Source organism: Pseudomonas cavernae (assembly GCF_003595175.1).
GTDB classification, from domain to species: domain Bacteria; phylum Pseudomonadota; class Gammaproteobacteria; order Pseudomonadales; family Pseudomonadaceae; genus Aquipseudomonas; species Aquipseudomonas cavernae.
This window is the reverse complement of the sequence record NZ_CP032419.1, coordinates 2,038,199-2,061,527: the sequence shown is the minus strand read 5'-3', so window position 1 is coordinate 2,061,527 and position 23,329 is coordinate 2,038,199. Positions and strand designations below refer to the sequence as shown.

18 protein-coding genes are annotated in these 23,329 nt (G+C 64.2%); 13 read left to right on the top strand and 5 right to left on the bottom strand.

Annotated elements, in window-relative coordinates:
• Positions 1–40: 40 nt before the first annotated feature.
• From zipA to D3880_RS09510, 3 genes are all read right to left on the bottom strand, one after another.
• Positions 41–886, bottom strand: coding sequence for a cell division protein ZipA (zipA, locus tag D3880_RS09520; protein ID WP_119893229.1), 846 nt, complete (start codon positions 884–886; stop codon positions 41–43).
• Positions 887–1,057: 171 nt separating this feature from the next.
• Entirely contained in the window at positions 1,058–4,546 is a 3,489-nt protein-coding gene (smc, locus tag D3880_RS09515; RefSeq protein ID WP_119893228.1) for a chromosome segregation protein SMC, read from the bottom strand.
• 11 nt (positions 4,547–4,557) lie between these two features.
• Entirely contained in the window at positions 4,558–5,217 is a 660-nt protein-coding gene (locus tag D3880_RS09510; RefSeq protein ID WP_119893227.1) for a GntR family transcriptional regulator, read from the bottom strand.
• Positions 5,218–5,448: 231 nt separating this feature from the next.
• On the opposite strand from D3880_RS09510, the gene D3880_RS22700 reads away from it, so the two are divergent.
• From D3880_RS22700 to guaD, 8 genes are all read left to right on the top strand, one after another.
• Positions 5,449–5,625, top strand: coding sequence for a hypothetical protein (locus tag D3880_RS22700; RefSeq protein WP_162934909.1), 177 nt, complete (start codon positions 5,449–5,451; stop codon positions 5,623–5,625).
• Positions 5,626–5,737: 112 nt separating this feature from the next.
• Positions 5,738–7,102, top strand: coding sequence for a glutamine synthetase family protein (locus tag D3880_RS09505; protein WP_119893226.1), 1,365 nt, complete (start codon positions 5,738–5,740; stop codon positions 7,100–7,102).
• Between the two features lie 121 nt (positions 7,103–7,223).
• The gene (locus D3880_RS09500) at positions 7,224–8,540 is read left to right on the top strand and encodes an NAD(P)/FAD-dependent oxidoreductase (protein ID WP_119893225.1); all 1,317 of its coding nucleotides are present in this window, start codon (positions 7,224–7,226) and stop codon (positions 8,538–8,540) included.
• A 523-nt stretch (positions 8,541–9,063) separates the two neighbouring features.
• A complete protein-coding gene (gene xdhA, locus D3880_RS09495; protein ID WP_119893224.1) occupies positions 9,064–10,506 on the top strand; it encodes a xanthine dehydrogenase small subunit in 1,443 nt (480 codons plus the stop codon).
• Positions 10,499–12,895 (top strand): xanthine dehydrogenase molybdopterin binding subunit, encoded by a 2,397-nt coding sequence (gene xdhB, locus D3880_RS09490; protein WP_119893223.1) that lies wholly within the window; start codon positions 10,499–10,501, stop codon positions 12,893–12,895. The genes xdhA and xdhB overlap by 8 nt, the downstream gene beginning before the upstream one ends.
• Before the next feature lie 86 nt (positions 12,896–12,981).
• The gene (locus tag D3880_RS22695; protein ID WP_162934972.1) at positions 12,982–13,119 is read left to right on the top strand and encodes a hypothetical protein; all 138 of its coding nucleotides are present in this window, start codon (positions 12,982–12,984) and stop codon (positions 13,117–13,119) included.
• Positions 13,116–13,952, top strand: a complete 837-nt coding sequence (gene xdhC, locus D3880_RS09485) for a xanthine dehydrogenase accessory protein XdhC (protein ID WP_119893222.1) — start codon at positions 13,116–13,118, stop codon at positions 13,950–13,952. Before D3880_RS22695 ends, xdhC begins: the two co-directional genes overlap by 4 nt.
• 185 nt (positions 13,953–14,137) lie before the next feature.
• Positions 14,138–15,442 carry a guanine deaminase gene (gene guaD, locus D3880_RS09480; RefSeq protein WP_119893221.1) on the top strand — a complete coding sequence of 435 codons (1,305 nt, stop codon included), beginning with the start codon at positions 14,138–14,140 and terminating at the stop codon, positions 15,440–15,442.
• A 330-nt stretch (positions 15,443–15,772) separates the two neighbouring features.
• On the opposite strand, the gene D3880_RS09475 is transcribed toward guaD, so the two are convergent.
• A complete protein-coding gene (locus D3880_RS09475; protein WP_119893220.1) occupies positions 15,773–16,543 on the bottom strand; it encodes a GntR family transcriptional regulator in 771 nt (256 codons plus the stop codon).
• Between the two features lie 630 nt (positions 16,544–17,173).
• On the opposite strand from D3880_RS09475, the gene D3880_RS09470 reads away from it, so the two are divergent.
• Both D3880_RS09470 and D3880_RS09465 read left to right on the top strand, forming a co-directional pair.
• The gene (locus tag D3880_RS09470) at positions 17,174–18,523 is read left to right on the top strand and encodes an NCS2 family permease (protein ID WP_119893219.1); all 1,350 of its coding nucleotides are present in this window, start codon (positions 17,174–17,176) and stop codon (positions 18,521–18,523) included.
• 156 nt (positions 18,524–18,679) lie between these two features.
• Entirely contained in the window at positions 18,680–19,306 is a 627-nt protein-coding gene (locus D3880_RS09465) for a LysE family translocator (RefSeq protein ID WP_119893218.1), read from the top strand.
• A gap of 639 nt (positions 19,307–19,945) precedes the next feature.
• On the opposite strand, the gene uraH is transcribed toward D3880_RS09465, so the two are convergent.
• The gene (uraH, locus tag D3880_RS09460; protein ID WP_119893217.1) at positions 19,946–20,299 is read right to left on the bottom strand and encodes a hydroxyisourate hydrolase; all 354 of its coding nucleotides are present in this window, start codon (positions 20,297–20,299) and stop codon (positions 19,946–19,948) included.
• Positions 20,300–20,720: 421 nt separating this feature from the next.
• Between uraH and puuE the strand changes: the two genes are divergently transcribed.
• The 3 genes from puuE to alc are packed head-to-tail and all read left to right on the top strand — an operon-like array spanning position 20,721 to position 23,224.
• On the top strand, positions 20,721–21,665 hold the full coding sequence (puuE, locus tag D3880_RS09455; protein ID WP_119893216.1) for an allantoinase PuuE: 945 nt from the start codon (positions 20,721–20,723) through the stop codon (positions 21,663–21,665).
• Positions 21,662–22,177: a 2-oxo-4-hydroxy-4-carboxy-5-ureidoimidazoline decarboxylase gene (uraD, locus tag D3880_RS09450; RefSeq protein ID WP_119893215.1), complete on the top strand. Its 516-nt coding sequence runs from the start codon at positions 21,662–21,664 to the stop codon at positions 22,175–22,177. The genes puuE and uraD overlap by 4 nt, the downstream gene beginning before the upstream one ends.
• A gap of 51 nt (positions 22,178–22,228) precedes the next feature.
• Positions 22,229–23,224 carry an allantoicase gene (alc, locus tag D3880_RS09445; protein WP_119893214.1) on the top strand — a complete coding sequence of 332 codons (996 nt, stop codon included), beginning with the start codon at positions 22,229–22,231 and terminating at the stop codon, positions 23,222–23,224.
• Positions 23,225–23,329 lie beyond the last annotated feature (105 nt).

Genomic DNA, 23,329 nt, shown 5'->3' with positions numbered 1-23,329 from the left:
AGCCTCGGCTGCTCTTTCGCTCTGACACGGGCTGGCCGGATCAGCGTTTCTGGGTGAGCAACTTGCTGCGCTCGAATTCGACGATGCGCTGGCGGTAATGCTCGATGGTCTGGGCGGTCAGCACGCTGCGATGGTCATCCTTCAGCTCACCGTTCAGCTCATGGGCCAACTTGCGCGCGGCGGCGACCATCACATCGAAGGCTTGCTTCGGATGGCGCGGCCCCGGTAGGCCGAGGAAGAAGCTTACCGCCCGGGTGCGGAAGTGGTCGATGTCGTCGAGGTCGAAGGTTCCCGGCTTGACGCCGTTGGCCATGGAGAACAGCACTTCGCCATTGCCGGCCATGCTTTCGTGACGATGGAAGATGTCCATCTCGCCGAAGCGCAGGCCGCTTTCGAGAATATTCTGCAGCAACGCCGGACCGTTGAAGCCGTCATCGTCGCGGGCTACCACGTTGATCACCAGCACCTCTTCGACCGGGGCCGCCTCTTGGCTTTCTTTGCTCTCTTCTTTCTTGGCGGCGCCCTTGCGTTTCTTCGGCTCGCCCTCTTCGACCGGGTTGAGCAGGGTCGGCGGCTCGTCAGCGCCGAGGTTGAGGTCACCCTGCTGCGGCTCGACCGGCGTGCCGCGGCGGCGGTTCAGCTCGCGGGCGCTCATCACCGGTAGTTCTTCTTCGTTCAGCTCGGGATCGCGCGAACGCGGGGTCACCCGCGCCGGGCCAAGCAATTCCGGGTCGCCGTCGTCATCCGGCATATTGGAAAAATTGCGGTCCAGCTTGAATTTCAACTTGCCCTTGCCGCCCCGCATACGACGCCAGCCATCGAAGAGAATGCCGGCGATAACAATGATGCCGATGACGATCAGCCACTCGCGCAGACCGATTTCCATGTGACCCCTTAACCCCTGAAAATGATAATGAAGAAAGGGCGTCCTCGCCCCCTGAAACGCGGACAACTGTATGTTCTTACAGGTATTTTCCGCGCATATTAAAAGTTTGCCCTAAGCTAGCACGACGAACGGCTACTTTACACCGTCGTTCACATAATCCACTGCACCGGCTCAGGCCTCGACCATCGCCAACGCCTCCTCCACATCCACCGCCACCAGCCGCGAGCAACCGGGCTCGTGCATGGTCACCCCCATCAGTTGATCGGCCATTTCCATGGCGATCTTGTTGTGGGTGATGTAGATGAACTGCACCTTCTCCGACATCTCCTTGACCAGCCGCGCGTAGCGGCCGACGTTAGCGTCGTCCAGCGGCGCGTCCACTTCGTCGAGCATGCAGAATGGCGCCGGATTGAGCTGAAAGATGGCAAATACCAGCGCCAGCGCGGTCAACGCCTTCTCCCCGCCCGAGAGCAGATGGATGGTGCTGTTCTTCTTGCCCGGCGGCCGAGCCATGATGCTCACCCCGGTATCGAGTAGATCCTCGCCGGTAAGTTCCAGGTAGGCGTTGCCGCCGCCGAAGACTTTCGGGAACAGCGCCTGCAGGCCGCCGTTGATCTGGTCGAAGGTTTCCTTGAAGCGGTTGCGGGTTTCCTTGTCGATCTTGCGGATGACGTTTTCCAGGGTGTCCAACGCCTCCACCAGGTCGGCGTTCTGTGCATCCAGGTAGCGCTTGCGCTCGCCCTGCTGCTGGTATTCGTCGATGGCCGCCAGGTTGATCGGGCCGAGGCGCTGGATACGCGCAGCCAGACGCTCCAATTCTTCTTCCCAGGCACTTTCGCTGGCCTCGCCGGGCAAGGTGGCAAGCACGCCGTGCAGGTCGTAGCCGTCTTCCAGCAACTGATCCTGCAGGGTCTTGCGCCGCACGCTGAGGGCCTGCCATTCCAGGCGCTGCTGCTCGAGCTGGCCGCGTAACAGTTGCGCCTGCTGCTCGGCCTGGGTGCGGCGCTTCTCGGCGTCGCGCAGTTCGCGGTCGGCGTCCTCCAGGGCCAGACGGGCCTGCTTGAGCTCGTCCTCCACGCCCATGCGCTTTTCCAGCAGCTCTTCCAGCTTCATGCGCAGCTCTTCGAGCGGCGCGGCGCCCTCCTCCAGGTTCAGCGTGAGTTGCTCGCGGCGCTCGAGGCTGCGGGCGAACTGCAGCTCGAGACGCTCCAGGGCCTGGCGGGTGGACTCGTGCTGGGCGCGGATCGAGCCCAGACGCACGGCCAGCTGATGTGCCTGGTCCTTGTGCTGGCGCGATTCCTGGCGCACACGATCGAGGCGCTCGCGCAGTTGGTCGCGCTGCGCCAGCAGCGCCTCGCGCTGCTCGGTGTCGATGGCCATGGCGTCCAGCGCGTCCTGCAGTTGCAGGCGCGATTCGCCGAGTTGCTCCTGTTCGCTGCCGCGCTGCTCGCCCAGCTCATGCAATTCCTCGTCGAGACGGCGGCGGCGCAAGGTCAGTTGCTCGACCTTGGCCTGGCCGGCGGACAGCTGCGCCTTCAGTTCGCCCTGATGGCGTGCCTCGTCCTGCAGGCGGCGGCGTTGCTGCTCGCGGGTCTCTTCCTGCTGGCGCTGGCGCTCGCGCAGCTGCTGCAAACGTTCATCGAGAGCCGCCAGCGTCGCTTCGCGCTCGTCACGCTCGCCGCTCAGGCGCTCCAGCTCCTGGCCGCGCGCCAGCACGCCACTTTCCGCTGCGCTGGCGCGCCGCACGCGGAGGAAATGGCGGCCGACCCAGTAGCCGTCGCGGCTGATCAGGCTGTCGCCATCAGCTAGCTGGACGCGCATAGCCAAGGCCTGGTCGAGCGACTCCACCGGCTTGACCCGGGCCAGCCAGGGCGCCAGGTCGACACCGGCCTCGACCTTGTCGAGCAGGCTGCCGACCACCCGCACGCCACCCCTGGCCGGGCTGACCAGGCGCAGATCGCCCTGAGTGAAGCTAGCCAGATCGAGACTTTCGTAATCATCCAGCAGCACCGCCTGCAGGTCGGCGCCGAGCACGGTTTCCACCGCCAGCTCCCAGCCCGGCTCGACGCGCAAGCCCTCGGCCAGGCGCGGCCGCTCACTCAGCTGCTGCTCGCGCAGCCACTCGGTCGCGCCCTTGCCGGGATTCAGCGCCGCCTGTTGTAGCGCCTCGAGCGAGGCGATGCGGCCGTTCAAGCGCTGCAGTTCGCCCTGCGCCTGTTGTTGGGCCTGGCCGGCCTGCTGCAGTTCGCCGCGCAGCTGCTCCAAACCCTCGACCAGTTCCAGTTCGGCAGCATGCAGCTCTTCCAGATTCAGCTCGCTGGCGGCGACCTGCTCGGCGAGTTCGAGGATCGCCGCGTCCTCGGGGTCGGCGGCCAGTTGCCGGTGTTCGTCGCCCAGGCGGCGCTGGCGCTCGGCCAGGCGCTCCAGACTCTGCTCCAGCTGCTGGATGCGCGCCTGCTGCAGCTCGGCCTGCCGGCGCGGCTCGGCGGAACGCTGGTTGAAGGCGTCCCACTGCTCCTGCCAGGCGTGCATGGCGCCTTCGGCCTCTTCCAATTGAGCGGAAGCTTCCTCGGCGGCGGCGGCGCTCATCTCCTGTTCGGGGACCAGCATGTCCAGCTCCTCGCCGAGAGTGGCGAGCAGGGTGCGGTCGTGGCCGAGGTGCGATTCGGTTTCCAGGCGCGCCCGTTCGGCCTCGTTGAGGTCATCCTGCAGCTGGCGCAGACGTTGCTGGCCATGCTGGATGCTCTGCTCGACTCGGGCGATATCGCCACCCACCGAATAGAAGCGCCCCTGCACCTGATTGAAGCGCTCGGACAGGTCGTGATGGCCGTCGCGCAGGCGCTCGATGCTGGCGTCGGCATTGCGCTGCTCGGCCACCAGCGCTTCGAAGCTGACCTCCTGGTTGCCGATCACCGCCTCGCGCTGGCCGACCTGCTGGTTCAGCGCCTGCCAGCGCAGGGCCGCCAGCTGGGCCTTGAGCTGGCGCTCCTCGGCCTTGTATTCCTGATACTTCTCCGCCGCCTGGGCCTGCCGGTGCAGGCGCTCCAGCTGGCGCTCCAGTTCCTCGCGCAGGTCGGTCAGACGCGCCAGGTTCTCGTGGGTGCGGCGGATGCGGTTCTCGGTCTCGCGGCGGCGCTCCTTGTACTTGGAGATGCCGGCGGCTTCCTCGATGAAATTGCGCAGATCCTCGGGCTTGGCCTCGATCAGCTTGGAAATCATTCCCTGCTCGATGATCGAGTAGCTGCGCGGGCCGAGGCCGGTGCCAAGGAAGATATCGGTGATGTCGCGGCGCCGGCACTTGGTGCCGTTGAGGAAGTAGACGTTCTGCCCGTCGCGGGTCACGCGGCGACGGATGGAGATTTCCGCGTACTGGGCGTATTCGCCGCCGAGACTGCCATCGGCGTTGTCGAAGATCAGCTCGATGCTGGCCTGGGTCACCGGCTTGCGGGTGTTGGAGCCGTTGAAGATGACGTCGGTCATCGACTCGCCGCGGAGATTCTTCGCCGAACTCTCGCCCATCACCCAGCGTACGGCGTCGATGATGTTGGACTTGCCGCAACCATTGGGCCCGACCACGGCGGCCATGTTGCTCGGAAAGCTGACGGTGGTGGGGTCGACGAACGACTTGAAGCCCGCCAGCTTGATGCACTTGAGCCGCATGTTCCGTTCCCTTACCGGTCAGCCAGGGCGGCCAGCACCGTCTGGCAGTTGTGCTTGCCATAGGCACTGAGCAGTTCGCGAATCTGTACCTGATCGCGGGCAATCACCGCCTGCAGCAGGCCGTCGAACACCTCGAGGAACTGACTCATCTTGGCTTTGCGCCGCTCCAGCGCCAGGTGGTAGGAACGGCTGACCGCCGGCAGGAGGTTGTCCAGGGTTTCCTGCAGGTAGGGGTTGTCGGCGAAGGGCAGCCCGGCGCGCATGACATTGAAGCTGTCGGCGACGAAGGCGTGGATGTCACCACGCTCGGCGCTGTCGATCAAGCGCTGCTGGATGGCGCGGAACGGCGCCAGGTCGGCCTCGATCTGCCAGCGCTCGGCCACCGCATTGGCGAGCAGGATGTACAGTTCGCTCACCAGGGCATACAGGCTCTTGACGTTATGCGGGGTCAACTCGCTGACCTGCGCCCCACGCCGAGGCGGAATCACCACCAGATGGCGGCGCTCGAGCAGCAACAGCGCCTCGCGCACCGAGCCGCGGCTGACATTCAATTCCTGGGTGACTTTCAGCTCCTGGATACGCTCACGCTCCTGCAACTCGCCGCGAATGATGCGCTCGGCCAGGTGGTTGGCGATCTGTTCGACGAGGCTGTCCGATGCCTTGAAGGTCATGGTTTTCCTTGGGTTGAAGGGGCGCGCAAAGCGCGGAGTCTACCACAGGGGATTAGCCGACAAAGATGGCGGCAGGCGCGTGCCTGCCACGCCCCGATACGCGCTGATCGGCGCGCGATAAGTTTAGCGAGCGCAGAACTGAACATATGAAAAATATGATTTAACAGCCGATAGCCGCCGTGCAAACCTGCCGCTAGTTGAGCCCCGTGTGGCTCGTCACGACGCCACTTCATGCAGCTTGCCGCGATTTTCACGTCTCTTGCGACACCCAGCACCCGCACACCGGATGCCGGGCGCCTGCGCAAGAACAATCGCCAAGCCACCACCGCCCTGCCCGCCGAACTGGCCTTCTGGGCCCTCTGGCATTGCCGCCACGCCCGCCCGCCGGATGCCGCTCGCCTCGCCTGAGCGCGAGCCCCTGCCGCCTCATCCCTACGGATGCCGACACCCCACGCCCTGAGCGCGCGGCGGTCGGCCGAGATACGTCTATTCGCGCCCCGGCGGCGCTAACGAGTTCTGCATGACCTTTGCCCACGTGCAAGAAGCCCAGGATTTCCTGGCACAAAACCCGGATATCGAAGCCTTCGAACTGTTCATCCTCGACGCCAACGGCGTGCCGCGCGGCAAGCTGCTGCATCGCGATGAGCTGCTGGCGGTCTACCAGAGTGGCCGGCCGCTGCCCAGCACCATCCTCGGCCTGACCATCCACGGCGAGGACGTCGAAGACTCCGGCCTGGTCTGGGACGTCGGCGATATCGACTGCCGCGCCTACCCGCTAGCCGGCAGCCTGGTGCGCCTGCCCTGGCGGCAGATGCCGACCGCCGCCGTGCAGGTCAGCATGCACCCGAGCGAAGGGATGCCGGCGACCATCGCCGACCCGCGCCATGTGCTGATCCAGGTCATCGATGCACTGAAGGCCGACGGCTACCACCCGGTGATGGCCTGCGAGCTGGAGTTCTACCTGCTCGACCAGCAGCGCGACGCCCACGGCCGGCCGCAGCCGGCGCTCGACCGCGACGGCGGCCGACCACGCAGTACCCAGGTCTATGGCTTGCGCGAGCTGGAGCAGATCGAGCCGTTCCTCGCCGACCTGTATGCCGCCTGCAAGGCCCAGGGCATCCCGGCGCGCACGGCGATCTCGGAATACGCCCCGGGTCAGGTGGAAATCACCCTCGAGCACGGCGACGCGCTGCAAGCCATGGATCAGGCGGTGCGCTACAAGCGCCTGGTCAAGGGTGTGGCCCACAGGCACGGCATGCAGGCCTGCTTCATGGCCAAACCCTTCGATCACCTGGCCGGCACCGGCATGCACATGCATGTCAGCCTGGCCGACGCCGAGGGTCGCAACCTGTTCGCCAGCGACGACCCGGCCGGCACGCCGCTGCTGCGTCTGGCGGTGGGCGGCATGCTCGAATCGCTGCTGGATTCGCTGCTGCTGTTCTGCCCCAACGCCAACTCCTACCGGCGCTTCCAGGCCAACAGCTACGCGCCGCTGGCGCCGACCTGGGGCATCGACAACCGCACCGTGAGCCTGCGCGTGCCAGGCGGCCCGGCGAATACCCGGCATATCGAGCATCGCATCTGCGGCGCCGATGCCAACCCCTATCTGGCCGCGGCGGCGATTCTCGCCGGCATCCATCGCGGCATCCGCGAGGAAATCGACCCGGGCGCGCCGGTCACCGGCAACGGCTATGCCCAGGCCACAGAGTTCCTGCCGACCGACTGGCTGACCTCGCTGCGAGCGCTGGAGCGTTCGAGCTGGGCACACGAGGCGCTGGGCCAGGAATTCCTCGGCGTTTACCTGGCGGTGAAGCGCGCCGAATACCGCCAGTTCATGGCCGAGGTGGGTGAGCAGGACTGGCGCTGGTATCTGACCCAAGCCTGAGCGCTACTGCGCTCAATCGATTCGTCGGGTGGACAACGCTCTGCTTGTCCACAGATTCGCCTGATTTTGCGGTGGAAAACGCTTCGCGGTTTTCCACCCTACGTATAAAGGAACAGCCGTTATGAACGCTGCACTCAAACCCGTCACCCCCGCCGCCGAGCGCTGCCCGTCCTACTACAGCGCCACGCTCAACGAGGAAACCCACTACCCCAGCCTGCAAGGCCAGGTCAGCGTCGACGTGGCGATCATCGGCGGCGGCTTCACCGGCGTGGCCACCGCCGTGGAACTGGCCGAGCGCGGCTACAAGGTGGCCATAGTCGAAGCCAACAAGATCGGCTGGGGCGCCACCGGGCGCAACGGCGGCCAGGTCACCGGCAGCCTGTCCGGCGACGAGGCGATGCGCAAACAGATGCGCCACACCCTGGGCGACGAGGTCGACGATTTCATCTGGCACATGCGCTGGCGCGGCCACGACATCATCAAGAGCCGCGTAGAGAAATACGGCATCCGCTGCGATCTCAAGCACGGCCACCTGCACGCGGCGATGAAGTCCAGCCATATGGATGAACTGCAAGCGTCCTATGCAGAAGCCCAGTGCCGCGGCATGGGCGACAGCGTGAGCCTGCTGGATCGCGACGGCGTGCGCCAACACCTGAGCAGCGATCTCTACTGCGGCGCGATCAAGAACACCCGCAACCTGCACCTGCACCCGCTGAACCTGTGCATCGGCGAGGCCAAGGCGGCGGAAAGCCTCGGCGCGCTGATCTTCGAGCACTCCGAGGTGCTGAACATCGTCCATGGCGAACGACCGGCGGTGATCACCGCTCAAGGGCGGATCGACGCCCGGCAGGTGCTGCTGGCTGGCGATGTCTACCACAAGCTCGAACCTAAGCAGCTCAAGGGCAAGATCTTCCCAGCCATGGGCGGCATCGTCACCACCAAGCCGCTGGGCGAGGAACTGGCCGCGCAACTCAACCCGCAGGACCTGGCCGTCTACGACTGCCGCTTCGTCCTCGACTACTACCGCCTCACCGCCGACAAGCGCCTGCTATTCGGTGGTGGCGCCAACTACTCGGGCCGCGACTCACGGGACATCGCCGCCGAACTGCGCCCGTGCATCGAACGCACCTTCCCCCAGCTCAAGGGCGTGGAGATCGACTTCCAGTGGAGCTGCGCCATGGGCATAGTCATGAACCGCATCCCCCAGCTCGGCAAGCTGTCGGATCATGTCTGGTATTGCCAGGGCTACTCCGGTCACGGCATCGCCACCACCCACATCATGGGCGAGATCATGGCCAACGCCATGCACGGCGACCTGACCCAATTCGACACCTTCGCCGCCTGCAAGCACATCAAGGTGCCGCTGGGCGACATCTTCGGCAACCCGATGCTGGCCGCCGGCATGTGGTACTACCAGCTGCTTGAGAAGCTGCGCTGAGCGAGCACCTTCGCTCTGGTGGATGTAAAGAGCGACATCCACCCTACGACGATTTTGTAGGTTGGCGTTGAGCGCAGCGATACCCAACAGGCGGATTGCATGGGTATCGCTACGCTCAACCCATCCTACGGAACTGCGCTGAGCAAGCACCAACGCCTGTGGATGTGAAACGCGACATCCCCCTGCGGCACTGCATTCCTCGGTGGGTTACGCCTTCGGCTAACCCACCCTTGAAACTGCACGACATTGGCCCACCCGCCCGCCTCCTGCCCCGTTCCGCCCACTGACATCCCTCGTCACACCCCCAACCATCCAGCGCGCCAACTCCCTGTTTAGCGGGCTTTACACCCCGCCAGGCACTACCCTTAAGGCATGGCCCTGTTGCTTACCGGACTCATAACCCGAAGGCATGAGAGTTGCTTGACCAGAGAGTCAAATATTAGTTGACCCAAAAGTCAGAAAACTCTAAATTTGTCCTCATACGAGCCCTCGTAAAAAACAATAAAGTGCCTGGAGGTCGTCCTTGATCCAGTTTTTACTCAACCGAGAGCTGCGCACTGAGCACGCGCTCGACCCCAACGTCACCGTGCTGAATTACCTGCGTGAGCACGTCGGCAAACCAGGAACCAAAGAAGGCTGCGCCTCTGGCGACTGCGGTGCCTGCACCGTGGTAGTCGGCGAGTTGGAGGGGGATCGCATCCGCTACCGCACCCTCAACTCCTGCCTGACCTTCGTTTCCTCCCTGCACGGCAAGCAGCTGATCACCGTCGAAGACCTCAAACACAAGGGCCAACTGCACAGCGTGCAGCAGGCCATGGTCGACTGCCACGGCTCGCAGTGCGGCTTCTGCACCCCCGGTTTCGTCATGTCGCTGTTCGCCCTGCAGAAGAACAGCGAAGGCTTCGACAAGGCCGACACCCTGGAAGCCCTGGCCGGCAACCTGTGCCGCTGCACCGGCTACCGGCCGATCATCGACGCCGCCGAGCAGGCCTGCTGCCAGAAGCAGCCGGACCAGTTCGACGCCAGCGAGGCGCAGACCGTCGCCCAGTTGCAAGCCATAGCCCCGCGCGAAACCGCCGAGCTGAACAGCGGCGACAAGCGCTGCCTGCTGCCGCTGACCGTCGCCGACCTGGCCGACCTCTATGCCGCTAACCCGCAGGCGCGCCTGCTCGCCGGCGGCACCGACCTGGCTCTGGAAGTCACCCAGTTCCATCGCGAGCTGCCGGTGATGATCTATGTCGGCCATGTCGCCGAGATGAAGCGCGTGGAGGTGACCGCCGACAACATCGAGATCGGCGCCGCCACCTCGCTGTCCGACTGCTACGCCGCGCTGGCCGCGGAATACCCGGACTTCGGCGAGCTGCTGCACCGCTTCGCCTCGTTGCAGATCCGCAACCAGGGCACCCTCGGCGGCAATATCGGCAACGCCTCGCCGATCGGTGACGCCCCGCCGCTGCTGATCGCCCTCGGCGCGCAGATCGTCCTGCGCCAGGGCCACGACAGCCGCACGCTGGCGCTGCAAGACTACTTCCTCGACTACAAGGTCACCGCCCGCCAGGAAGGCGAGTTCATCGAGAAGATCCTGGTGCCGCGCGCCCAGACCAATCAGGTGTTCCGCGCCTACAAGGTGTCCAAGCGCCTGGACGACGACATTTCCGCCGTGTGTGCGGCCTTCAATCTGAGCATCGAAAACAACGGTGTGGTCAGCGCCGCGCGCATCGCCTTCGGCGGCATGGCGGCGATCCCGAAACGCGCTGCCGCCTGTGAAGCCGCGCTGGTCGGCTCAGCCTGGTATCCCGGGGTGGTCGAACGCGCCTGCGAAGCCCTGGCTCAGGACTTCACCCCGCTCAGCGACTTCCGCGCCAGCAAGGAATACCGCCTGCTGGCCGCACAGAACCTGCTGCGCAAATTCTTCCTCGAGCAACAAGCTCCCGAAGTCGAAACCCGGGTGACCGCCTATGTCTAATCACGTTCAACACAAGACCCAAGAAGAGCTGGCCGCCCTGTTCCGCGCCGACATCACCACCGGCGTCGGCCGCAGCGTCAAGCACGAGAGCGCGGACAAGCATGTGTCCGGCGAGGCGGTGTATGTCGACGACCGCCTGGAATTCCCCAACCAGTTGCACGTCTACGCCCGCATGAGCGACCGCGCCCATGCGCGCATCGTCAGGATCGATACCGCGCCCTGCTACCAGTTCCCCGGCGTGGCCATCGCCATCACCGCCGAGGACGTACCCGGCCAGTTGGACATCGGCCCGGTGGTCGCCGGTGACCCGCTGCTGGCGGACGGCAAGGTCGAATACGTCGGCCAGGTCGTGCTCGCCGTCGGCGCCGACAGCCTGGAAACCGCGCGCAAGGCGGCCATGGCGGCGATCGTCGAGTACGAAGACCTGGAGCCGGTGCTCGATGTGGTCGAGGCCTACCGCAAGAAGCATTTCGTCCTCGACAGCCACCAGCACAAGATCGGCGACTCCGCCGCCGAACTGGCCACGGCGCCACACCGTCTGCAGGGCAGCCTGCACATTGGCGGCCAGGAGCACTTCTACCTGGAAACCCAGATTTCCTCGGTGATGCCCAGCGAAGACGGCGGCATGCTGGTCTACACCTCGACGCAGAACCCCACCGAAGTGCAGAAGCTGGTGGCCGAAGTGCTCGGCGTGCCGATGCACAAGATCGTCATCGACATGCGTCGCATGGGCGGCGGTTTCGGCGGCAAGGAAACCCAGGCGGCTGGCCCGGCCTGCCTGTGCGCGGTGATCGCCCACCTCACCGGGCGGCCGACCAAGATGCGCCTGCCGCGTATGGAAGACATGACCATCACCGGCAAGCGCCACCCCTTCTACGTCGAATACGACGTCGGCTTCGACGACAATGGCCTGCTGCACGGCATCCAGATCGACCTGGCCGGCAACTGCGGCTATTCGCCGGACCTGTCCGGCTCGATCGTCGACCGGGCGATGTTCCACTCGGACAACGCCTACTTCCTCGGCAACGCCACCATCAACGGTCACCGCTGCAAGACCAACATTGCCTCGAACACCGCCTACCGCGGTTTCGGCGGCCCGCAGGGGATGGTCGCCATCGAGGAGATCATGGACGTGATCGCCCGCCATCTCGGCAAGGATCCGCTGGAGGTGCGCAAGCTGAATTACTACGGCAAGGACGAGCGCAACGTCACCCACTACCACCAGACCGTCGAGCACAACGTCATCCATGAGATGACCGCCGAACTGGAAGCCAGCGCCGAGTACAGCAAGCGCCGCGCGGAGATCCGCGCCTTCAACGCCAACAGCCCGGTGCTGAAGAAAGGCCTGGCGCTGACCCCGGTGAAATTCGGCATCAGCTTCACCGCCACCTTCCTCAACCAGGCCGGCGCGCTGATCCACATCTACACCGACGGCAGCATCCACCTCAACCATGGTGGTACCGAGATGGGCCAGGGCCTGAATACCAAGGTCGCCCAGGTGGTGGCCCAGGTGTTCAACGTCGACATCGAGCGCATCCAGATCACCGCCACCAACACCGACAAGGTGCCCAACACCTCGCCGACCGCCGCCTCCAGCGGTGCCGACTTGAACGGCATGGCCGCCAAGAACGCCGCCGAGATCATCAAGCAGCGCCTGGTCGACTTCCTCGTGCGCGAATACAAGGTGACCGCGGAAGACGTCGAGTTCCGCAACAGCCAGGTGCGCGTGCGCGGCCAGTTCCTGTCCTTCGAGGAAGTGATCCAGAAGGCCTACTTCGGCCAGGTGTCGCTGTCCACCACCGGTTTCTATCGCACGCCGAAGATCTACTACGACCGTGAGAAGGCCGCCGGCCGGCCGTTCTACTACTACGCCTACGGCGTCGCCTGCGTCGAGGTGATAGTCGATACCCTGACCGGAGAGTACAAGATGCTGCGTGGCGACATCCTGCATGACGTCGGCGACTCGCTGAACCCGGCCATCGACATCGGCCAGGTGGAAGGCGCGTTCGTCCAGGGCATGGGCTGGCTGACCACCGAGGAGCTGGTGTGGAGCGCCAAGGGCAAGCTGCTGACCAACGGCCCGGCCAGTTACAAGATCCCGGCCATCGCCGACATGCCCATCGACCTGCGGGTCAAGCTGGTGGAAAACCGCAAGAACCCGGAAGACACGGTGTTCCACTCCAAGGCCGTGGGCGAGCCGCCGTTCATGCTCGGCATCGCCCCCTGGTGCGCGATCAAGGACGCCGTCGCCAGCCTGGCCGACTACCGCGCGCAGCCGCAGATCGACGCCCCCGCCACCCCTGAGCGCGTGCTCTGGGGCGTGGAGCAGATGCGCAAGCTGCAGCAATCGACCAAGGCCGTCGCCGTCACCGAGGTGGAGCCGGCCTGAACCTGTAGGAGCGAATTTATTCGCGACCGTGCCACGGCCCATCGCGAATGAATTCGCTCCTACACGAAACATCAGGGTGCACAACAATGACAAAGCACACCGAAGCGAAATCCAAACCCGCAGCCGCGCCGCTCCTGCCGCCGCTGCTGCTGGATCTGCCAGCCGATGACTGGCGCCTGTCGCGCCCGGCCAAGCCGCTGCGCACCTGGAGGCTGAGCAAATGAGCTGGATCAGCGCCCTCGCCGACCTGCAACAACGGGGTGAACCCTGCGTGCTGGTGACCATCATCGAAGAGCGCGGCTCCACGCCGCGTAACGCCGGCTCGAAGATGGTGGTCACCGCCGAGCGCCTGTTCGAGACCATCGGCGGCGGTCATCTGGAATACAAGGCGCTGGAGATCGCCCGCGAGATACTTGCCAGCCGCAGCCAGGACACCCGTCTGGAGCGCTTCAGCCTCGGCGCCAGCCTCGGCCAGTGCTGTGGCGGCGCCACCGTGCTGCTGTTCGAGCCGATGGGCCAGCCGCAGGCGCAGATCGCCGTATTCGGTGCCGGCCACGTCGGCCGCGCCCTGGTGCCGCTGCTCGCCAGCCTGCCGTGCAAGGTGCGTTGGATCGACTCGCGGGAAAACGAATTCCCCGAGCAGCTCCCCGCCGGGGTCGAGAAAGTGGTCAACGACGAGGTGGTCGACGAGGTCGACAACATGCCGGCCGGCAGCTACTTCATCGTCATGACCCACAACCACCAGCTCGACCTGGAGCTGACCGCGGCCATCCTCAAGCGCAACGACTTCGCCTACTACGGCCTGATCGGCTCGCGCACCAAGCGCGTCAAGTTCGAGCACCGCCTGCACGAGCGCGGCTTCGCCCCCGAGACGGTGCAGCGCATGCGCTGCCCGATGGGCCTGGCGGAAGTGAAGGGCAAGCTGCCGGTGGAGATCGCCGTGTCCATCGCCGGCGAAGTGATCGCCACCTACAACGCCCACTTCGGCCAAGAAGTGAAGAAGGGCGAATCGACCGTCGCCAAATTGCTGCCGGACAGCCGCCGCAGCCAAGCCTGAGCACCTGACTTGTAGGTTGGTGTTGAGCGCAGCGATACCCAACATCCGGTTCGCAGAAGCGGCCGGCAAAGTTTCCGAGAGCGCTGCGCGCTCTTTGTTGGGTATCGCAGGCTCAACCCAACCTACGGTGAAGTTCGCCTTCAAGGCCGTAGCCGCCTGAACCACAAGATTGAGATAAGACCGATATGCCTAGCCACGTAAAAGCCTACCGCGCCGCCATCCTGCACAGCCTCGCCGACCCGGCCGAGGTCGGCATCGAACAGTCTTACCAGTACTTCGCCGACGGCGTGCTGGTGGTCGACAACGGCCGGATCGTCGAGGTCGGCCCCGCCGACGAGTTGCTGCCGCGCCTGAAAGGCGTCGAAGTCAGCGAATACCGCGACGCGCTGATCACCCCCGGCTTCATCGACACCCACATCCATTACCCGCAGACCGGGATGATCGCCTCCTACGGCGAGCAGCTGCTGGACTGGCTAAACACCTACACCTTCCCCACCGAGCAGCAGTTCGCCGACAAGGCCCACGCCGCCGACGTCGCCGGCATCTTCCTCAAGGAACTGCTGCGCAACGGCACCACCACCGCGCTGGTGTTTGGCAGCGTGCACAAGCAGTCGGTGGATGCCTTCTTCGAGGCGGCCGAGAAGCTCGACCTGCGCATGATTGCCGGCAAGGTGCTGATGGACCGCAACGCCCCAGACTACCTGACCGACACGCCCGAGTCCGGCTATGCCGACAGCAAGGAGCTGATCGAGCGCTGGCACGGCAAGGGCCGCCTGCACTACGCAGTGACCCCGCGCTTCGCACCGACCAGCACGCCCGAACAACTGACCCTGGCCGGCCAGCTGTTCGCCGAATACCCGGACCTGTACATGCACACCCACCTGTCCGAGAACCGTGCAGAGATCGAGTGGGTCAAGGCGCTGTTCCCCGAGCGCAAGGGCTATCTGGACGTCTACGACCACCACGGGCTGATCGGCCCGCGTGCGGTGTTCGCCCACGGCGTGCACCTGTGCGATGACGAATGCCAGCGCCTGGCGGAAACCGGCTCGGCCATCGCCTTCTGCCCGACCTCCAACCTGTTCCTCGGCAGCGGCCTGTTCGACCTGGAGAAACTCGAGCGGCACGGCGTGCGCGTCGGCCTCGGCACCGATGTCGGCGCCGGCACCAGCTTCTCCCAGCTGCAATCGCTGAACGAGGCGTACAAGGTCATGCAGTTGCAGGGCAAGAAGCTCGACCCGTTCAAGTCGCTGTACCTGGCCACCCTCGGCGGTGCCCGCGCGCTGTACCTGGACCACCAGATTGGTAACTTCGCGACCGGCAAGGACGCCGACTTCGTGGTGCTCGATTACCACGCCACGCCGCTGATCGCCTACCGCATGCAGCAGGCCAAGAGCCTGACGGAGAAACTGTTCGCCCTGACCATCCTCGGCGACGACCGCGTCGTGAAGGAAACTTTCGCCGCTGGCCGCAGCGTGCATCGGCGCAATTGAGCGGCCCGTCCGTGGGTTAGTGGCGCAAGCGCACGCGGCCGAAACCCAGCAAGGTGCCTGGGCGCCCGGCGGAGTCAAGGTAAACGCCGCTGGTGGGTTAGCTCACGCATAACCCAACCCAGGTGCATGCACACCTAACCCACCCTTTCAAACTGCACGACCTGCCCCCTCTCCCGTGAACGGGAGAGGGGTGACTGGCGGTCAAACTTCGGCGCAGTCCTGCAATGGGGTTCTGCTGGTTCCTGCGCGCCAACGTGGGCACCAGCAGAAGTGCCAGAGTTGGAAACGAAAAAGCCCCGCATCTGCGGGGCTTCTTGTTTGCCGGCTTACTCAGACGCTGCGCGAGGTGCTGCGCCCGGGCTTCTTCTTGGTCTGCAGCAGGTGCGAGAACACCGCGTGCAGGTCGTCCGAGGCGCTTTCCTCGTCGAGGTTGAGCTTGCTGTCGATGTGATCCATGTGATGCATCATCAGGTGCACCGCCTTGGCCACGTCGCGCGCCTCGATGGCGTCGAGCAGTTCGTTGTGCTCGTCGTAGGAACAGTGCGAGCGGCTGCCGCTTTCGTATTGGGCGATGATCAGCGAGGTTTGCGACACCAGGCTGCGCTGGAAGCTGATCAGCGGGGCGTTCTTCGCCGCCTCGGCCAACTTCAGGTGGAACTCGCCGGACAGGCGGATACCGGCACCACGGTCGCCACGGGAGAAACTGGTCTGCTCGTCGATGACCATCTGCCGCAGTTCGGCCAGTTGCTCGGCTGTGGCGTGCTCCACCGCCAGTTCGGTGATGGCGCGCTCGACCATGCGCCGCGCGTAGAAAATCTGCCGGGCTTCATCGACGCTGGGGCTGGCAACCACCGCACCGCGGTTCGGCCGCAGCAGCACCACGCCTTCGTGGGCCAGGCGCGACAGGGCGCGGCGGATGATGGTGCGGCTGACGCCGAAGATCTCGCCCAGGGCCTCTTCGCTCAGGCGGGTACCCGGTGCCAGGCGCTGCTCGAGGATGGCATCGAAAATATGGGCGTAAACGACATCGTCCTGAGTCCCGCTGCGGCTGTTCTTGCCCGCGCGCGGCTGCTTCTTGAGGGGCTGCAATTCTTCGTTCATCGTGGCTCGCGTCAATGAGGGTCGGCGGTCTAGCGAGACTCTACTGCTTTCCCCCTGGCTGCTGGCAAGCAGAAATAGCAGGGGAGCGGGTAAAAGGGCTGGCACATTGTACACAATTTAACCTACACCCACACCTTACAAGCCATCACTGCTTTTATGGTCGACCGTCCGGGGCGCGACAGCGCCATAGATTGACGACAAAACCGACCTGGCTTTCAGTACATTTTCTTCCTAACAGACTCATTAATAGCAAATTCCGCCCTACTCGACTCGCTTTATCCACCCGTCGACGCCACTTCTGATGTCGCTTACAAGCCGCGCCAAACACCAATCCACGTCTATAGCCTATTGTTTTTAAAGACTTTCTTGAAATTTGAGCGCAGCACGATTGTCGCATGCAATCGGCCCTTCCACCCGGCGACAATCGATAGGATCAATTTTCGCAACAATATAAACAATATTTGCTTTTTTTGTACACAAACGCATAATCGCGCTCGTACGATTTCTGACTCTCAGGTCAACTAAACCCGACCAGAAAGCGCACCGCTCACACCACCTGCCTCAGAGAACCCCAGGCACACGCCTACGGTTCTGGGTGAACAAAACAAAAGAGATGAGGAGTACCCCGCTGTGGAAAGCACCAAACAAGAACAACAAAGTATCCCGCTTGTACGCCCTGCCGGCACGGGCCTGCTGGAACGCCTGTTCAAGCTGAGCCTGCACGGCACCACCGTCAAAACCGAGCTGGCCGCCGGTCTGACCACCTTCATCACCATGGCCTACATCATCTTCGTCAACCCCAACATCATGGCCGATGCCGGTGTCGATCACGGCGCCGCCTTCGTCGCCACCTGCCTGGCCGCGGCGCTCGGCTGCTTCCTGATGGGCCTGTACGCCAACTGGCCGGTCGGCCTGGCGCCGGGCATGGGCCTCAACGCCTTCTTCACCTACACCGTGGTGCAAACCATGGGCTACAGCTGGCAGATCGCCCTCGGTGCGGTGTTCATCTCCGGCGTGCTGTTCATGGTGCTGACCTTCTCTCGCATTCGCGAATGGCTGCTCAACAGCATCCCCAGCAGCTTGCGCTTCGCCATGGGCGCCGGGGTCGGGCTATTCCTCGGTCTGATCGGCCTGAAAACCGCAGGCATAGTGGTCGCCCATCCGGCCACCCTGCTGCATATCGGCGATCTCACCGCCCCCGGCCCGCTGCTCGCCGCGATCTGCTTCCTGATGATCGCGGTGCTGGAATACCGCCGCGTGTTCGGCGCCATCCTGATCAGCATCCTCACCGTCACCCTGGCCGGCGTCGCCCTCGGCCTGGTCAAGTTCGGCGGCGTGTTCTCCATGCCGCCGAGCCTGGCACCGACCTTCATGGCGATGGACATCACCGGCGCCTTCGACGTGACCATGATCAGCGTGATCCTGGCCTTCCTCTTCGTGCACATGTTCGACACCGCCGGCACGCTGATGGGCGTAGCCCAGCGCGCGCACCTGGTGAAAGAAGACGGGCGCATCGAGAATCTGTCCAAGGCGATGAAGGCCGATAGCGCCTCCAGCGTACTCGGCGGCGTGCTCGGCGTACCGCCGGTGACCAGCTACGTGGAAAGCGCCGCAGGCGTTGCCGCCGGCGGCCGCACCGGGCTGACCGCAGTGGTGGTTGGCGCGCTGTTCGTCGCGGCGATGTTCTTCGCCCCGCTGGCCGGCATGATCCCCGCCTACGCCACCGCCGGCGCGCTGATTTACGTCGCCATGCTGATGATGGGCGGCATGGCCCACATCGACTGGAACGAGCACACCGAAACCATCCCGGCGATCGTCACCGTGATCATGATGCCGCTGACCTTCTCGGTCGCCGACGGCATCGCCATGGGCTTCATCACCTACGTGGTGATGAAACTGTTCACCGGCAAGCACAAGGACATCTCCAGCAGCCTGTATGCACTTTGCGCAATTTTTGTAGCCAAGTTTATCTTCCTGTAAGCTTGCAGCCACGCGCCACCGGGCCCAGCCGCACCGCGACTGGGCCTTTTTCATTCCGGTGCACGTAACTTTGTAGGAGCGGCCCATCGCCGCGATTCGCAACATTTCGCGGTCCTGGGCCGCTCCTGCGACCGTTTTTATTCGTGAGGGAATGCAATGAGTCTGGAAACCTGGCTGCTGTTCTGTAGTGCGGCGTTGATCGTGATCCTCATCCCCGGGCCGCTGTCGCTGCTGATGATCAGCAACACCCTCAACTACGGCCTGCGCCGCTCGCTGCCGAGCTTTCTCGGCGGGGTGTCTGCCTCGTTGTGCCTGCTCAGTGCTTCAGCCCTCGGCCTCGGCGCCCTGCTGCTGGCCTCGGAAAAACTCTTCAGCGCGCTGAAGATCGTCGGCGCGCTGTACCTGTTCTATCTCGGCTGGCAGAGCTGGCGCGAGTCGCGCCGCGCGGCCCAACCGCGCAATGCCGAGGAGCAACCGGTCAACCCGAGCTTTCGCAGCATGTTCTGGAAAGCCTTCGGCCTGGGCGCCAGCAACCCCAAGGACATCCTGTTCTTCGCCGCCTTCCTGCCGCAGTTCCTCAGCGCCGAGCGCCCATTGCTCACGCAGTTGCTGATACTGATCGCCAGTTGGGTGGTGCTCGATCTCGCCTGCAAGCTGTTCTACGGCCTCAGCGCCCACGGCGCCGCGCGCTTCCTGCGCTCGGGCAAGGGCCAGGTGTGGTTCAACCGTATCAGCGCCGGGCTGTTTGCCGGTGCCGGCACGGCGTCGCTGTTGAGCCGCTAAGAGTCGTCCCTACTGAGCGCTGGCCACCAGCGCCTGCGGCACACGCAGACTCAAGGTCGCACAGGTTCCTGCGCGGGCAGGCGCTGCAGCTGACGCCCATGCACTCCGTGCCAGGCCAAGTCCGGCGCCGCGCGGCCGATGCTATCTCCGGCAACGCCTTCTTCAAGCCACGAAGCCCGACCCAAAGCCGGGCCTTTTACTGTCGGCCGCTCAATCACCGAGCCAAAGAAGGCTATGTCCCAGTTGCGTGTCACAGCCTTTTGCGGGAACCGGCTAACTGGCGATCACCGTCGAACTGTGCAGCACCTTAGGTCGGCTTGAGCGCAGCGATAGCCAACGAACCGCCGCCGATGGGTATCGCTGCACTCCACCCATCCTACCGATGGACTCCAGCCGTAGATCCCGGATGCAATCTGGGGCGCCGCATAACCTGCACTGCGGGCTGTCAGCACACTCCGAACCTGTAGGCGAATTTATTCGCGAAAGGGCCTGGCCCTTGCCCGCGGATAACTCCGCTCCTACAAAAGCCCTGCCCCATGCAACCCGTCGCTGGGACAGCGTCAAAAAAAAGCCCGCAGTGTGGGCGGGCAAGGACTCTTCTAAGGAGTCAGAGGGTAACGAGTTGGGGTACCTGGGCGACTAGCTGCCGCGATAGGTGGAATAGCTGTAGGGCGAAATCAGCAGCGGTACGTGATAGTGGTCTTGGCCGGCGTCGATGCCGAAGCGCAGCACTACCACGTCGAGGAAGGCCGGGTTGGGCAGCGCGACGCCACGGGCACGGTAGTAGTCGCCGGCGTGGAACTGCAGCTGATAGACCCCGGAACGGTAGTCGTCACCCTGCAGCAGCGGCGCGTCGCAACGGCCGTCATGGTTGGTCTGCACGGTATTGATCAGTTCCAGCTGTTCGCCTTCGACCCGGTACAGCTTGACCGTGATCGCGCTGCCAGGGCAGCCGTGTGCGGCATCCAGTACATGCGTGGTTAAACGTCCCATGGCTTCAGGGCCTCTGCGTTCGCCGGGCGAATGGCGCAGACGCCACGCCTCCTATTAGTCAGTTGAATTCGGTACGCCGCACAGGCTTGGAGCCCCGGCGCGAGGCCAGCATAACATGCTGCCGGAGAAATATAAGACATTTTTCTTATAGATTGTACACAATATTCCAGTTGAATTTTCCGCTGCCACGGCTCACCCAGAATCTCAGCGATTTTCATCCAGACCACTGATACAGGCCCTCTTGCCCTCTGCATCTGACCAAGCGGGCAAGATTTTTGCAGCACACTCCGACAGCAAAACAGTGAAATTTTCGATTTACAAAGTGTCATTCACTTTGTATACAATCACCCCATCATGATCGCCACAGCCTGAACCCTCAGCCGCCCCTGGCGATTGCAACGTCTAAAGAAGGAAGACTGCAGTGAGTGCTGACTACCCACGCGACCTGATCGGCTATGGCAACAACCCTCCTCACCCGCACTGGCCGGGCAACGCGCGCATCGCGCTGTCCTTCGTGCTCAATTACGAGGAAGGCGGCGAGCGCTGCGTGCTGCACGGCGACAAGGAGTCCGAGGCGTTCCTCTCCGAGATGGTCGCCGCCCAGCCGTTGCAGGGCGCGCGCAACATGAGCATGGAGTCGCTGTACGAGTACGGCAGCCGCACCGGCGTATGGCGCCTGCTCAAACTGTTCAAGCAGCACGACATTCCGCTGACCGTGTTCGCCGTGGCCATGGCCGCCCAGCGCCACCCCGAGGTGATCAAGGCCATGGTCGCCGACGGCCATGAGATCTGCAGCCACGGCTACCGCTGGATTGACTACCAGTACATGGACGAGGCGCAGGAGCGCGAGCACATGCTCGAGGCCATCCGCATCCTCACCGAGCTGACCGGCGAGCGCCCGCTCGGCTGGTACACCGGCCGCACCGGGCCGCACACCCGCCGGCTGGTGATGGAGGAAGGCGGCTTCCTCTACGACTCCGACACCTACGACGACGACCTGCCCTACTGGGAAGCCAACAACCCGACCGGCAAGCCACATCTGGTGATTCCCTACACCCTGGACACCAATGACATGCGCTTCACCCAGGTGCAGGGTTTCAACAGCGGCGACGACTTCTATAACTATTTGAAGGACGCCTTCGACGTGCTCTACGCCGAGGGTGCCGCAGGTGCGCCGAAGATGCTGTCGATCGGCATGCACTGCCGCCTGCTCGGCCGCCCGGCGCGCCTGGCCGCACTCGCGCGCTTCATCGATTACGTCAAAGGCCATGAGCAGGTGTGGTTCGCCCGCCGCGTCGACATCGCCCGCCACTGGCACACCACTCACCCATTCTCTGAGAACAACAAGCAGGAGAGCGCGAAATGAGCCGCTTCCAGACTCTGACTCCGTCCCAGCTGAGCCGTGACGAATTCGTCGCCGCCTTCGCCGACATCTACGAACATTCGCCCTGGGTGGCCGAGAAGGCCTACGACCTGGGGCTGGACGCCAGCGTCGACGAGATTGAAGCCTTGCATCAGCGCATGGCCGACATCCTCCTGAGCGCCGAGCATGCCGCCCAGCTGGCGCTGATCAACGCGCACCCGGACTTGGCCGGCAAGGCCGCCATCCGCGGCGAACTGACCGAAGCCAGCACCAGCGAACAGGCCGGTGCCGGCATCCACGAATGCACGGCTGAAGAGTTCCAGCGCTTCACCGAGCTGAACGACGCCTACAAAGCGAAGTTCGCGTTTCCCTTCATCATGGCGGTTAAAGGCAGCAACCGGCACCAGATCCTGGCGGCCTTCGAAGAGCGCATTCACAACTCGCGCGAAGCCGAATTCCTCCGGGCCCTGGCCGAGATCAACAAGATCGCGCTGTTCCGGCTGCAGACCCTGTAAGCCGGCGACTGGCCGCCCCTCTCCCGCCCTCCATTCAAGGCAGACTCGTACATGAAAGCTTACGCCGTACCCTTCGAGAAATACGTCAACCTCGCCGACGCCCGCCTCGGCACCAAGGCCATTTCCGTCACCGACGACTGGTTCGCCGACGTCAACCGGCTATTCCAGCCGACCCCGGCGGTCTGGAAGGAGGGCGTGTTCGACGATAACGGCAAGTGGATGGACGGCTGGGAATCGCGCCGCAAGCGCTTCGAAGGCTACGACAGCGCGGTGATCCGCCTCGGCGTGCCGGGCTCGATCAAGGGCGTGGACATCGACACCAGCCACTTCACCGGCAACTTCCCGCCATCGGCTTCGCTGGAAGCCTGCTTCGTCGCCGAGGGCGACCCGAGCGACGCCACCGTCTGGACCGAAGTGCTACCGGCGGTGACCTTGCAGGGCAACAGCCACCACTACCACGAGATCGCCAACGAGCAGGCCTTCACCCACCTGCGCTTCAACATCTACCCGGATGGCGGCGTGGCGCGCCTGCGCGTGTACGGCATCCCGTTCCGCGACTGGAGCTCGGTCGGCGACAACGAACAGATCGACCTGGCTGCCGCGCTGAACGGTGGCCGTGCCCTGGCCTGTTCTGACGAGCACTTCGGCCGCATGAGCAACATCCTCAACCCGGGCCGCGGCATCAACATGGGCGACGGCTGGGAAACCGCGCGCCGCCGCACCCCGGGCAACGACTGGGTGATCGTCGCCCTCGGCCATCCGGGCGAGATCGAGCGCATCGTCGTCGATACCCTGCACTTCAAGGGCAACTACCCGGACAGCTGCTCGATCCAGGGCGCTTACGTGAAAGGCGGTACCGACGCGCAGATCGAGACCCAGAGCCTGTTCTGGCGCGAACTGCTACCGAGCCAGAAGCTGTCGATGCACGCCGAGCACGAGTTCGCCGAGCAGATCGCCAAGCTCGGCCCGATCACCCACATCCGCCTGAACGTGTTCCCGGACGGTGGCGTCAGCCGTCTGCGCCTGTTTGGCAAGGCGGCGAAGTAACTGTGCTTTCCCCTCTCCCATTTATGGGAGAGGGTGCCCGAAGGGCGGGAGAGGGAAATTGGCGCGTAACAGCTCAACCCTCTCCCCCGGCCCCTCTCCCATGAA

Excerpts from the sequence above, each read along its gene's own strand:
- zipA (WP_119893229.1), bottom strand. The coding sequence starts at position 886 with ATGGAAATCGGTCTGCGCGAGTGGCTGATCGTCATCGGCATCATTGTT.
- smc (WP_119893228.1), bottom strand. The coding sequence starts at position 4,546 with ATGCGGCTCAAGTGCATCAAGCTGGCGGGCTTCAAGTCGTTCGTCGAC.
- D3880_RS09510 (WP_119893227.1), bottom strand. The coding sequence starts at position 5,217 with ATGACCTTCAAGGCATCGGACAGCCTCGTCGAACAGATCGCCAACCAC.
- D3880_RS22700 (WP_162934909.1), top strand. The coding sequence starts at position 5,449 with ATGCAGCTTGCCGCGATTTTCACGTCTCTTGCGACACCCAGCACCCGC.
- D3880_RS09505 (WP_119893226.1), top strand. The coding sequence starts at position 5,738 with ATGACCTTTGCCCACGTGCAAGAAGCCCAGGATTTCCTGGCACAAAAC.
- D3880_RS09500 (WP_119893225.1), top strand. The coding sequence starts at position 7,224 with ATGAACGCTGCACTCAAACCCGTCACCCCCGCCGCCGAGCGCTGCCCG.
- xdhB (WP_119893223.1), top strand. The coding sequence starts at position 10,499 with ATGTCTAATCACGTTCAACACAAGACCCAAGAAGAGCTGGCCGCCCTG.
- D3880_RS22695 (WP_162934972.1), top strand. The coding sequence starts at position 12,982 with ATGACAAAGCACACCGAAGCGAAATCCAAACCCGCAGCCGCGCCGCTC.
- xdhC (WP_119893222.1), top strand. The coding sequence starts at position 13,116 with ATGAGCTGGATCAGCGCCCTCGCCGACCTGCAACAACGGGGTGAACCC.
- guaD (WP_119893221.1), top strand. The coding sequence starts at position 14,138 with ATGCCTAGCCACGTAAAAGCCTACCGCGCCGCCATCCTGCACAGCCTC.
- D3880_RS09475 (WP_119893220.1), bottom strand. The coding sequence starts at position 16,543 with ATGAACGAAGAATTGCAGCCCCTCAAGAAGCAGCCGCGCGCGGGCAAG.
- D3880_RS09465 (WP_119893218.1), top strand. The coding sequence starts at position 18,680 with ATGAGTCTGGAAACCTGGCTGCTGTTCTGTAGTGCGGCGTTGATCGTG.
- uraH (WP_119893217.1), bottom strand. The coding sequence starts at position 20,299 with ATGGGACGTTTAACCACGCATGTACTGGATGCCGCACACGGCTGCCCT.
- uraD (WP_119893215.1), top strand. The coding sequence starts at position 21,662 with ATGAGCCGCTTCCAGACTCTGACTCCGTCCCAGCTGAGCCGTGACGAA.
- alc (WP_119893214.1), top strand. The coding sequence starts at position 22,229 with ATGAAAGCTTACGCCGTACCCTTCGAGAAATACGTCAACCTCGCCGAC.